Genomic DNA, 12,110 nt, shown 5'->3' on the forward strand with positions numbered 1-12,110 from the left:
CGACAAAAAGGCCGCAGTCATGAGTACCTCGAGCGTCGCCGTCACCAGCAGTTTTCCGGAGATGGACGAACTGAAGGCGATACGCGTCGCTGGCGGCGCGCGCTTCGCGTGGCGCACCATCGGCGAAGTGCGCGCGCGTCATGAATCGTTTCCCATTTTGACCGCATCGATCGGCACGGAAGATCCGCAAGCGCCCGCAATCGGCTTCTTCGGCGGCGTGCACGGGCTCGAATGCATCGGCACGCAGCTCGTGCTCGAATACATGCGCGCGCTGCTGCGGCGCCTCGACTGGGACGACACGCTGCATCATCAATTGCGCGCGATCCGTCTTATCTTCATGCCGATCGTCAATCCCGGCGGCATGTTCGCGCGCACCCGTGCGAATCCGAACGGCGTCGACCTGATGCGCAACGCGCCGCAAAGCGCCGAGGGACGCGTGCCGTTTCTCGCGGGCGGCCAGCGCATCGGGCCGTGGCTGCCGTGGTATCGCGGGCCGGTGGACGGCCGCATGGAAGTGGAGAGCGCGGCGCTGCTCGCGGTGGTCGAAGAGCAGTTGATGTCGCGGCCGCTCAGCTTCGCGCTCGATTGTCATTCGGGATTCGGCTGGGACGACAGCATCTGGTTTCCGTATGCGGGCACCGAGCGCCAGATGGCGCATTTGCCAGAAATGTTTCTGTTGAAGACGATGTTCGAGGAATCGTATCCGCATCATGGTTACGCATTCGAGCCGCAAAGCCATCAATACCTGTTGCACGGCGACCTGTGGGACTTCGCATACGACCGCTCGCGCGCGCCCAACATCTTTCTGCCGATGACGCTCGAACTCGGCTCGTGGCGCTGGATCCGCAAGAATCCGGCGCAGGTGTTCTCGCGCCTCGGCATCTTCAATCCGATCAAGGCGCATCGCACGCGGCGCGTGCTGCGGCGTCATCCCAACTTCTTCGATTTCCTCACGCGCGCCGCATTCTCGTCGCGCCGCTGGCTGCCGAGCGGCGACTTCCGCGACGACGTGCTGCGACGCGCGCGCGAACACTGGCAGCGCACGGGCGCATGATGAGCGATTGGGTGCTCCTTCGCGGTCTCACACGCGAAGCGCGTCACTGGGGCGCGTTCGATGCGGCGCTCGCTGCGCATGGGCTCGTCGGCGCGGGCGAGCGTGTGGTGTGTATCGATCTGCCGGGCAATGGCGTCGAACATTCGCGTGCTGCGCCGCAGTCCGTCATCACGATGATGGAATTCGTGCGCGAACGCTGCGCCGCGCTGAAGGTGCGCCTGCCGTGCCGCGTGCTCGCGATGTCGCTCGGCGCCATGGTCGCGACCGCTTGGGCGGAACGTCACGCGGGCGAAGTCGAGCGGCTCGTGCTGATCAACACGAGCATGCGTCCGTTCGCGCGTCTGACCGAACGCCTGCGGCCCGCTGCATGGCCCATGCTTTTGCGCATTGCGATGACATGGACGCAGCCCGAGCGATGCGAAGCGACGATCCTCGATCTCACGTGCAATCGCCACGACACGCGCGATGCGGACATCGTGCGCTGGTCTGCGCTTCGGCGCACACATGGCGCGAGCGCGGCGAATGCACTGCGTCAACTCGCGGCCGCTGCACGCTTTCGCGCGGCACGCGATGCGCCGCGCTGTCCAGCGTTACTGCTATCGTCGGCGGCGGATCGGCTTGTCGATCCGATATGCTCGGCGCGCATCGCGAAGCAATGGCGCGCATCGCACAAAGTGCATCCGTGGGCCGGCCACGATCTTCCGCACGACGACGCCGACTGGACGTGCGAGGCCATCGCCGCATGGCTCGGCGAGTATGAACGCACGTATGACATTCGCGCGGCCAGCGCATGACTTCGCTACTCAAGCCGATATGAAACCGCCCATCGTCAATCTCGATACGCTCGATCCCCAACCGCTGCCGCCCGAATTCGCCCCGACGGGCGCCGCCGCCGAACGCTTTGCGCCGCGTATCGCGCGTATCGGCGGCATGCTCGGCGCGAAGAAACTCGGCTATAGCCTCATCGTGCTGGAAGCGGGCACGCGCGCGTTTCCGTTTCATCATCATCGCGTGAACGAGGAAATGTTCTTCGTCATCGAAGGCGCGGGCGAGGTGCGGCTCGGCAACGAGACGCATGCGATTCGCGCGGGCGATGTCATCGCCTGTCCGCCGGGCGATTCCGAAACGGCGCATCAGATCGTCAATACGGGCACAGGGCCGCTGCGCTACCTTGCGATCAGCACGATGCAGTCGCCCGAAGTGGTCGAGTATCCGGATACGGGCCGTCAAGCCGTGCTCGTCGCCGATGAACCCGGTGTGAAAGGCTTGCGCGCCGTCTTTCGCGTGAGCGATTCGCTCGGCTACTGGGACGGCGAATAGAGAGCACGCTCGAAGATACCGACTCGCGGGCGTATCGACGCTTACTGCACGTAACAATCGCTGCCCGGCGGCTATTTCTTGTTAATTCTTGTAATGCGTGTACCGCCTGGACGACGCCTAGGGAAACCTCGTGTTGCAACGCAGCATCGCATTGCGTATGCTGTTCCTGGCGGATGGCGCGACTTTGCGCTTCACGCAACCTGAATCATCGACACGAATAAACAAACGCCGGGAAACACAGAGCGTTTCATCGGGCAGCGCCGGTAAGCGTTACGGACTTCCTGAAGGAGCCGCACATATGGAACTGACCAAATCGTCTAAGCCGACTCTGCATATCTTCCATCAGGAAGGCGGATGGCATTGGGGCATCACCGTCGAGCGAGCGGCGGGAGGCGGAATGAAGGTCGTCGCGTATAGCGATGAAGGCTTCGACTCCGAGGAAGAAGCGCGCGAGGACGGCGAGCAAGCCCTGCGCTCGGAAGAGTGGCGCTCGCGCCAGAGTTTCAGCGGCAGCGAGCGGCGTCAAGGGTACACCTGATCGGGGCGACTCACGTTCGCCTCGAGATTCTTCCGCGGTCCATTCGTCCCCTTGTAGTCCCGATTCCTCGCTGCATCTTTCCCTTGCACCAGAAACGCGCGACACTGAACGCCCCCCGCATTTCGACGAGGCGTGCCCTTATGTCGTCCGTTCCCTGTCCATCCGGCGCGGCACCCGACGATTCCCGCTTCGCGATACGCCGCATGACATTGCGCGATGTCGATGTCGCGCTCAACTGGGCCGCGACCGAAGGATGGAATCCGGGGCTCGATGACGCCCGCGCTTTCTTCGCCGCCGACCCGCACGGCTTTTTCATCGGCACGTGGGACGGCGCGCCCATCGGCTGCATCTCCGCAATTGCATATGGCGACGCATTCGGTTTCATCGGCCTTTATCTCGTGCGTCCGGAGTGGCGCGGCAAGGGTTTCGGCATGCGCTTGTGGAACGAGGGCATGCGCTATCTCGGCGCGCGCAATATCGGGCTCGACGGCGTGCTCGCGCAGCAGCCGAACTATCGGAAATCGGGATTCGTGCTCGCGTATCGGAACGTGCGTTACGAGGGCGTCGCGGCGGCGGATGAAGATCCCGTCGATGGCGTGACGATCGCCGATGCGACCACCGTTCCCTTCAACCGTCTGCTGAACTACGACACGCGCATGTTCGCTTGCGAGCGCGCCGCGTTCCTGCGTGCGTGGTTGTCGCAACCGCAGGAGCACGTGCGCGCACTCGCCGCGCTCGATGGCGACGCGGTGCGCGGCCTCGCCGTGATCCGGCGCTGCGGCACGGGACACAAGATCGGTCCGCTTTTCGCCGACGATCTCACGATTGCGCGCGCGCTGTATCGCGCGCTCGTGTCGGTGCTGCCGGGCGAAACCGTGTTTCTCGACGCGCCCGAAAGCAATCCGGCGGCCGTCGCGCTCGCCGTCGAGCACGACATGAAGAGCGTCTTCGAAACGGCGCGCATGTACACGCGAGCGGCCCCGGACGTGCCGCTTGCGAACGTGTTCGGCGTGACGACTTTCGAGCTCGGTTGAGCCCGAAGCCTGCGATCAGGCAGGCGGCGTGCCTTCGTGGAAAAGCGTCTTCAACTGCGAGCGCAGCTCGGGCGAATCGGTATGCCGATGCACGGCGACGGCATGCTGCACGGCCGCTTCCATCAGCTCGTCGTCGCTGTCGGCGGAAAGAACGATGCTGCACTTCACATCGCTCGGGCATTCGCGGCAATCGATGTACTTGCGTGTCATGACATCCTCCTCGCATGAGACGCTCATCAAAGTATAGGCGGCGCGCCGATGTTTGCACGTGCGCACACGCTCCGGTAACGTGTGATGTCTGCGCCATTCGCGAGCCCGCACTTGAGTCACGATCATCTTCATCGTCTGGCCGAAACGACGCTCGCTGCGTATCGCGCGGCGATCTATCGGATCGATGCGCAGCCGATTATCGACATGACAATCGGCGTCGTGAATGCCGAAGCGGCTTCGTTGCTCGCGAAACATGATGTCGCGAGCGCGGTCTTCGTCACAGCGTTCAATCCGTTCGGTCGAGTGCTCGCGCGCGAAGAGAACGCGGCGCGTCAAAACGGGCTGATCGAGCGCGTCGGGCAATTGGGCTTGCATGCGCTGCGGGGCGAGGGTATCGATCCGATGAACGTCTGGGTCGCCGAGTCGAGCCTCTTCGTGCTCGGCGCGACGCACGGCACCGCCGATGCGTTGATGACCGAATTCGCGCAGAACGCCGTGGTGTACGTCGATCGCGCGGGCTTGCCGCAATTGCTGCTGCATCCGGACTATCGCTGAAACTCTGGACCGTGGGTGCGATGAACGGTCTGGTCGGAGAGGTGGCGGTCTACGATCACGCGCTGAGTGCCGAGCGCGTGATGGCGCACTATCTGGCGGGGATGTGATCCACGATCTTCGGGCGCGGCCCTTCACCAAGTTCGCGTGAAGCATCCGGTTATGACTCGTCTCGGACGCATCTGCATGCTTGGCGCGCTGCTCCTATCCCTTACGCTGGGCCGTCGTCTATGTCGAAGGCGACCATAACGCTGTGAGCGATGTCGGAGGACATGAGGGCGGCATTCAGCTCCCCGAGCATGCGGTCACGTCAACGTCACTTCCGCGGCTCTTTCGTCGCAAACCATGAGCACGGTAAAACCGCAAACAATCCGCGGACGGACGAATTTAATTTCTAGGAAGAATCGCATGTCTGCATTGGGGGCGGAGTGATAAGTTCGAATCCTCATATTATTTTATGGATTAGGAATGCATAAGAAGCGTCGAAACTCTATGCATTCACCACGGGTACTCGACGCCGTTGCGTCTGCCAGCGCATGCTATTTTGCTCGCCTTGCCTGACATGAGTCGCATGGACCCGCGCTTGCTCGACGCCTACCTTGGCGAACTGCGCTTCATGCAGGAACTGGCTGAAGAGTTCGCTCGCGATCATCCCAAGATCGCGGCGCGCCTCGGCATGGTCGCGGGAACCATTGGCGATCCCTACGTCAATCGTCTGCTCGAATCGGCCGCGTTCGTGAACGCGCGCATGCAGATGCGCTTCGAAGACGCGTTTTCGCAGGTAACCCGCGCGATGCTGGCGTGTATCTATCCGAGCTATCTGTCGCCCACGCCTTCGATCTCCATTGCGCGCTTCTATCCCGGTGGCAAGGCGAAGGGCTTCAGTACCGGCTATATCGTCAGGCGTGGCACGGAACTGGCCTCGTTGAGCTTGCCCGACGGCGAGCAAACCCTCTGCACCTTCCGAACGACGCAGGATGTGTCCTTATACCCCGTCATGCTGGAGCGTGCCCGGCTGACTCACGTCCCTCCCGATATTCAGGGGCTGGACCGTTACGTGTCGACTGAGCGTCGCGTGCGGGGCGCGCTACGCCTGCGTCTGCGTACGATGGAGGGTGTGCCGTTTTCCTCGTTGCAGGGACTGGATCGGTTGCAGATTTATCTCTCGGGCGGGGAACGCGTCGCCTCCCACCTGCACGAGCTGATTCATACGAGTGCGCTGGCGTCGGTTATCGGCGAACCGGGGCGCTTTGGCGAGGCGGGCTACAGGCCGCACGTGGTGGCATCCGAGGCCGTCGTTCAGGACGGACTCGGTCCAGATGACGCGGTCTTGCCGCTCGCTGGGCCTAAGTTTCTGGGTCACAACCTGATGCAGGAGTATTTCGCCTGCCCGAGCCGGTTTTACTTCTTCACGCTGACCGGACTCAAAGCCGGTCTCGCGCGTATCGACGGATGCGAAACCGAGATCGTTGTGCTGCTGGATCGGCCTACGAACGAGTTGGCCGAGCGCGTGGATGTCGAGCAGTTCGCCCTATTCTGCGTGCCGGTGGTGAACCTCTTCAAAGTGCGAACCGTGCCGGTAAAGGTCGAAGAGGGTGGTCGGCTCGTGCGTCTGGTGCCGTTCGAGAAGAAGCCGCTCGACTACGAAATGCATTCGGTGGACATGGCGATCGGTCAGGTCCAGAACAAGGTGGACTCGGAGGAGTTGCTGTTCCATCCGCTGCATCGGCCCTTGCTGCACGACGAAGAGGACCACGAGCGCTATTTCACGGTACGTCGGGAGCAGTCCCTGTCCAAAGCCAACGGACGTTCGTATGGCACGCGCGCGCCGTATGTGAGCACCGACTCACTCCTTTCGCTGGTCGGCCGTGACGGGCAGCCTTACCTGCTGGAGAACCACCCAGAGGGCGATCGGATCAACTATTTGTCCGTCGATGCGTGGCTGACCAATCGCGATCTCCCCGGACTCATGCGCTGTGACGGCGTGCAGGATCTGACGATGCCGGGATCGGCGCCGCTCTCGAGCGTTGGACTGGTACGCGCACCGAGCCGTTCGAGGCCGCCGCTCGCCTCGGGCCCTCAGGCGTGGCGACTGTTCGCGCAACTCGGCATCGGACTTGCGAGCTTCGACGACACTCACGACGAACCGAATCCCGGTGAGGGCTTGCGCCGCTTGCTGCGGCTTTATCTGGCGGACGACATGCCTGCGCTCACACGACAGGTCGAGAGTCTCGTCGCGACCACAGTCGAGCCGATCCATTGCGTTGTCTGGCAGAACGTGCCGCCGATGGTGCGCGCGCTCGGATGCACGGTCACGGTGGATGAAGACGGTTTCGACGGCATCAGTCCTTACGCGCTGGGTCTCGTGCTCGAACACTATCTCGCACGACATGCTTCCTCGCACTCGTTCACCAAGACCCGACTGCAGGTCAAGCAGCGCGGCTGCATTGCCGAGTGGGCGCCACGTCCCGGCACGCGCGGCATCGCCTGAAACGAGGCAAACGCCAGCGGCCAATCACCGAATAAAGCCATTCCCCGCGCGGCGCAAGCCGTGACCTTAAACACAAGAATCAGGGAGAAACATTCCGATGTTCAATCCGTTACAGAGCCGCACGCTGAAGGTGGCGTGCGCGGCACTGCCCACCTGGGGCGGTACCGATATTTTGCTGCCTCAGCGCGTCAGGGGCGTTGAGGCGCTTGGCGAGCTCTTTAAGTACGAAGTCGAATTTGCGTCGCTGGACAGCCCCACGTTCCGCATCTATAAGGCGCGCGAACTGATCAAGCCGGATGAGTTGATCGGTAAGACGATCATAATTTCCGTGGAGTTTGAAGGAAAAGGGACTTTCATACCAGGTTTGCCCGGCAATCAGGGCGCGGGCAACATCGGTGCGGGCGTGCGCACCATCGAAGGCATCATCACCGAAGTCGAGCAGACCGGTAGCGATGAGCGACGTGTTTATTATCAGTTCACAGTGAGGCCGTGGCTCTGGCTTGCATCTCAAAATAGCGATAACCGATTATTCCAAGATATGAGTGTCTTGGACATCACGGAGACCGTGCTCAAGGGCGGAAACTACAAGTTCCCTTGGGACATGCGCTTGGCCAGAACCATGCTGAACAACAACGTTTTTCCGAAACGCGACTATGTTCGGCAGTTCTGGCAGAGCGATTATGATTTTTTAAGTCAGCTCTGGAGCGAATGGGGTATTTATTATCACTTCGATGGCATGACCTTGGTGCTGTGCGATTCACCCGGCTCGCACAAGAAACATGGCAACGCTTACGACACGATACTCTATCACGCGCCCGAAGCAGAGCGTATTGATGAAGAGCATATTCACAGTCTGAGCGTCTCGCGCCAAATCACGCCGGGCGAGGTGACACTCAACGACTACGATTACACGCAATCGAACGGCACGTTCGATGTGACCCAGTACAAATACAGCAAGTCCTCGCGCGACAACATCGAGCAGTATCACTGGGGCGACTACACGCAGCCGCTCGCGGGCGCGATGGGCCTGTCGGGTCAGCCGAACGATCTGCGCAATGAAGGTAACTATCTCGCGTGGGTGCGTGTCGAGGCGTTGCGTTGTGAGGGCCTGCGTGCCTACGGCTCGGCCAATGCGCGCGGGCTGATGACAGGCCGTACGTTCCAATTGGAGGGCCACCCGCAGAAAGAGGTCAACGAACAGTATCTGGTGGTGTCGACGTCGATCGACGTGCGTAATGCGGACGAATTGGCAGTATCGCCGGGTGCCGATGCGCACTACCACTGCAAGACCGACTTCGTGGTACAGCCAAGCAATGCGTTCTTCAAGTTAAAGCCGAAGGAGAAGCCGCGCGCACATCCGGAAACGGCGGTGGTGACGGGGCCGGAGAACGAACCTATATGGCTCGACGCGTACGGACGCGTAAAGATTTTTTTCAAATGGGACCGGATAGGTAAGAAAGATCAGAACTCGAGTTGCTGGGTGCGCGTGTCCTTGCCATGGCATGGCGGCCCGCATAGCTTGATGTCGGTGCCGCGCATCGGCGATGAGGTCACCATCGGCTATCACGAAGGCGATCCAGACAAGCCGTTCGTCTTATCAAGCAAGGTGAATCAGTTTAACCCGCCGCCGTTCGAGTTGCCGAAGAACATGGCTCTGACGGGTCTGGTGAGTCATGCATTGGAAGGTCAAGGCCACAACTACGTGGTCACAGACGATACGCCCGGCAAGCAGCAGGTGCAGGTGGCGAGCGATCAGGCCAATTCGCGGCTGGTGCTGGGGTACAACACGCGCATCGTGTACAGCGACGGGCGTCAGCAGGCGCGCGGGCTGGGATGGGAGTTGGCCACGGACGCGTGGGGCGTGCTGCGGGCGAATCGCGGCATGCTCGTCACGGCCGAGACGCGCAGTGGTGCCGGCTCGCCTGCGATGGACATGGGCGAGACGGTCCAGCGATTGACGCAGGCCAACGAGCAGCAAGACGTGCTCGCTCATGCTGCGGTACAGGCTCACGCGCAGGACCCGCAGGATCGACTTGACCTTTCGCATCCCTTAAAAGCCCAAGTTGCCGAATTGCAAGGACAAGGAGCGGCTTCCCAAGATGCCGCTGCCGTTTCAGGCCCGACCAAGCCGCATCTGCTGCTTGCTTCGGCGGCTGACATTGCGCAAACCGCCGCTCGAAACGTCAATCTTCACAGCGGGGAACATACCGCCATCACTACTGGCGGACATTTTGCGGCGAACACGGGTGGCAACTTGCTCGCCTCCGCGCGTAAGGCAATTCGCTTCTTCGCCTACAAACTCGGCATCCGCATGGTGTCATACGCCGAGGATATCGACGTACAGGCGCTCAAGAAAAGCATCAATCTGCTTGCGAAGCTCGAGATTACGCAGACCGCTAATCGCATCACGATCAAAGCGAGCGAAGAGGTCATGATTCATGGCGGCGACAGCTATATCAGTTTGAAAAGCGGAAAGATCACCGTGGGCGGTGGCGTGTACGAGGTCAACGCCCAAGCCAAGAATTTGCCGCCCAAGCCGATCGGTGTGAGTCCGCAAGGGCTACCGGACGTGCAGGCGAACGACGAGATGTTCCGCGTGCTCTCGCCCACCGGACAACCGTTGCCGGGCGTGGACTATCGGGTGCAAGCGCCGTCAGGCGGGCACGTCTTCCGCACGGACGCCGCCGGGCGCACGCCATTGGTCAATACCGAACAGGCAGAAAACGTGAAGTTCGAATTGCATTGGGACGAATTCGCCGCTGCTTCAGGTCGTACTTCGATTTCAGGCGTACAACAACAATAAGAGGAACTTTCTGTGACAGCTAACCTTACCGCAACCGGCACGACGAATCCGGAGCAGAAAACGTGCGTCGATGCGCAATGCGATTGCTACATTATCTGGTCGCTCGCTCAGCAATTTGCGATGCGCCAGCTTGTGACGCATGCGCCGACGCACGATCACATGCCGGACTATCGCGAAGGTGATCCGCATGTCTCGAATCGACAGATTGAGAAAGCAACGCCTGAATTCATAAGCAATTACGAGCTTCGGGCGCGACGCATTGCAGCTGCGTATGCGCGTGTATATCTTGAAGACTTCCATCTCGGCGACACGAAAAAGATCGGTCGCTTCTATTGGTTGGGGCTGGGCGCATTTGCTTCAAAGCAGGTCGCTGCAACGCTTCATCAATGGCAGGTGAAGTACGCGGCGCGCTGGTCAGTATTGATCGAGGGATTGGGGCGAGGAAATCTATGGCTCTTCAACGACGTGTTGGCGTGGTTTTATGCTTATGCGGCAGGTAGCGACACGTTCAAGAAATGCGCAGGATCCCGCAATAGCAACGACTTCGTTGAGCAAGTCAAGAACAATTTCACGCGGCAGAAGGATCATGCCACGTCGATTGATAAAGTTCCGTACGTGGTTAACGGCGAGACGGGTCAGAAAAAAGAAAAGAAAGGTTATCTGCAATTGACACCTCTTGTTGACGATGGTTTCAAGAAAGTCGCCTCTTGGGAGATGGCGAGCGAAATGGATAAGCCATCTATTGCGCTTAGTCATCTGCTATCTATAGCTCAGCATGAACAAGGGGAAGTGCTGCAGGGTTTGATATACGACGATCGTGATTTCCAATGGTGGCTTGGAAATCAACGAAGTGCGTTGGCGACAGCGGACGACACTGCGATCAAGAACTCCATTGAAATGATGAAGTATGGATTGACCGACGGATCTGACATTGCGCTCTCGCCGGTGATCCGCGCGTTGGTGCCAAACCTCCAGCTTGTCATGACGCCCGACTATGAATCGGATGACATGGAGTTCCGGCCTGATGCGAAGGATCGATTGGTTCTCGAGAATTACAGGCAGCGGATGGACTGGATCAAGAATGTCGCGAACAAGTATCACAGACTCATGCAGGGTAATCGGCAGGAGAAAATGCGTAGTTACCTCGAAGTCATAAAGAGCTGGGGTGACGAACGAATCGCTCCATGAAGAAGATCTCTATCTTCGTGTCGCTGCTTGTAGCAGCGGCACTCATCGCATTCTATGTTCACGCATTTAGTTGGACGGCTGGTTCAACATCCAATTTTGAGAAAGACATGCCTCAGACTCACTCACTCATTCGACTCGGTAAACCTCAACTCTCCGATCTCAACGGTTCGGGTTCTTCCATTGACAATCATCCAACCGGCGCTACCTTTTATCAACAAGTGTGGCAGCAAGGAGCACTGGGCACGGTTGAATTCGCTCACGGACCTCACAGTTTCGTGGTCGAGAACGTCTTATCTATACTTGGATCCGCTGACAAAGATGTGCCTGAGGGAATTTATGATTGGAACATCAACTTCGGCGTGAGTCCGGAAGAGGCTGACACCCATGAAGCCGCTCGCGATCGCGTTATGAGGTTCCTCTCACAACTGCGGGCGGCGGGCTGGAAACGCTACATATCAACAAATCGACCCCGTCTCGGCGGCAAACAAGCTTGGCAATATAATTCGTTGTCCAGTGTCGATGGCATCTATTCGCTGGATTCCACTTATATCCCAACAATTGAAGAATGGAAATCGGCGGTGAAAAACCGTCCAAAATGGGTTTTCGAGGCAGATGGTGTGTATCTTGAAGTCGTGGTCGACGAGAGCAACATGGGCGGATTCGTCGGGAAGAGTACGTATTTGCTTGGCGTCGAAATGAAGAGTGAATACGCCTTCTATGGGGTTGGTTATTTCCCGGGCGACGCAGAAAAAATAGAAAATTGGAAGGAGTTGATCCCCGCTGAGCTTGCTAAGTATCACCAAGACAGACTAAGAAGGGAGGCTGAACTCAAGGCTGCGGGTTACACGATCGACACAGCTTATCAAGACCCGCCCATCAAGAGTCTGCAAGATTCCCACGACAGCACGCGCTGAGGATCG

Annotated in this window: 11 protein-coding genes; 10 read left to right on the top strand and 1 reads right to left on the bottom strand. The window is 59.6% G+C overall.

Annotated elements, in window-relative coordinates; translation table 11 throughout:
* The first annotated feature begins 19 nt into the window (after nucleotides 1–19).
* From NOV72_RS01385 to NOV72_RS01405, 5 genes are all read left to right on the top strand, one after another.
* On the top strand, nucleotides 20–1,054 hold the full coding sequence (locus NOV72_RS01385; protein WP_245932848.1) for a M14 family zinc carboxypeptidase: 1,035 nt from the start codon (nucleotides 20–22) through the stop codon (nucleotides 1,052–1,054).
* Nucleotides 1,054–1,848 (top strand): alpha/beta fold hydrolase, encoded by a 795-nt coding sequence (locus NOV72_RS01390; RefSeq protein WP_106853220.1) that lies wholly within the window; start codon nucleotides 1,054–1,056, stop codon nucleotides 1,846–1,848. Before NOV72_RS01385 ends, NOV72_RS01390 begins: the two co-directional genes overlap by 1 nt.
* Nucleotides 1,849–1,867: 19 nt before the next feature.
* Nucleotides 1,868–2,374, top strand: coding sequence for a cupin domain-containing protein (locus NOV72_RS01395; RefSeq protein ID WP_106852785.1), 507 nt, complete (start codon nucleotides 1,868–1,870; stop codon nucleotides 2,372–2,374).
* 298 nt (nucleotides 2,375–2,672) lie between these two features.
* Nucleotides 2,673–2,912, top strand: a complete 240-nt coding sequence (locus tag NOV72_RS01400) for a DUF3622 domain-containing protein (protein WP_106852786.1) — start codon at nucleotides 2,673–2,675, stop codon at nucleotides 2,910–2,912.
* A 203-nt stretch (nucleotides 2,913–3,115) separates the two neighbouring features.
* The gene (locus NOV72_RS01405) at nucleotides 3,116–3,946 is read left to right on the top strand and encodes a GNAT family N-acetyltransferase (protein WP_245932849.1); all 831 of its coding nucleotides are present in this window, start codon (nucleotides 3,116–3,118) and stop codon (nucleotides 3,944–3,946) included.
* Nucleotides 3,947–3,961: 15 nt separating this feature from the next.
* Here NOV72_RS01405 and NOV72_RS01410 read toward each other — a convergent pair whose 3' ends face one another.
* Entirely contained in the window at nucleotides 3,962–4,156 is a 195-nt protein-coding gene (locus NOV72_RS01410; protein ID WP_106852788.1) for a DUF1059 domain-containing protein, read from the bottom strand.
* Nucleotides 4,157–4,267: 111 nt separating this feature from the next.
* Here NOV72_RS01410 and NOV72_RS01415 point away from each other — a divergent pair, with 111 nt between their 5' ends.
* The 5 genes from NOV72_RS01415 to NOV72_RS01435 all read left to right on the top strand — a co-directional run bounded on the left by NOV72_RS01415 (nucleotide 4,268) and on the right by NOV72_RS01435 (nucleotide 12,104).
* On the top strand, nucleotides 4,268–4,711 hold the full coding sequence (locus NOV72_RS01415; RefSeq protein WP_245932850.1) for a DUF3293 domain-containing protein: 444 nt from the start codon (nucleotides 4,268–4,270) through the stop codon (nucleotides 4,709–4,711).
* Nucleotides 4,712–5,279: 568 nt separating this feature from the next.
* Nucleotides 5,280–7,199 carry a type VI secretion system baseplate subunit TssF gene (gene tssF, locus NOV72_RS01420; protein ID WP_106852790.1) on the top strand — a complete coding sequence of 640 codons (1,920 nt, stop codon included), beginning with the start codon at nucleotides 5,280–5,282 and terminating at the stop codon, nucleotides 7,197–7,199.
* A gap of 97 nt (nucleotides 7,200–7,296) precedes the next feature.
* Nucleotides 7,297–10,002: a type VI secretion system Vgr family protein gene (locus tag NOV72_RS01425; RefSeq protein ID WP_106852791.1), complete on the top strand. Its 2,706-nt coding sequence runs from the start codon at nucleotides 7,297–7,299 to the stop codon at nucleotides 10,000–10,002.
* 12 nt (nucleotides 10,003–10,014) lie between these two features.
* The gene (locus NOV72_RS01430) at nucleotides 10,015–11,190 is read left to right on the top strand and encodes a DUF2515 family protein (RefSeq protein ID WP_106852792.1); all 1,176 of its coding nucleotides are present in this window, start codon (nucleotides 10,015–10,017) and stop codon (nucleotides 11,188–11,190) included.
* On the top strand, nucleotides 11,187–12,104 hold the full coding sequence (locus tag NOV72_RS01435; protein WP_106852793.1) for a hypothetical protein: 918 nt from the start codon (nucleotides 11,187–11,189) through the stop codon (nucleotides 12,102–12,104). The genes NOV72_RS01430 and NOV72_RS01435 overlap by 4 nt, the downstream gene beginning before the upstream one ends.
* The last annotated feature ends 6 nt before the right edge of the window (nucleotides 12,105–12,110 follow it).

This window comes from Caballeronia novacaledonica, assembly GCF_900258035.1.
GTDB lineage: Bacteria > Pseudomonadota > Gammaproteobacteria > Burkholderiales > Burkholderiaceae > Caballeronia > Caballeronia novacaledonica.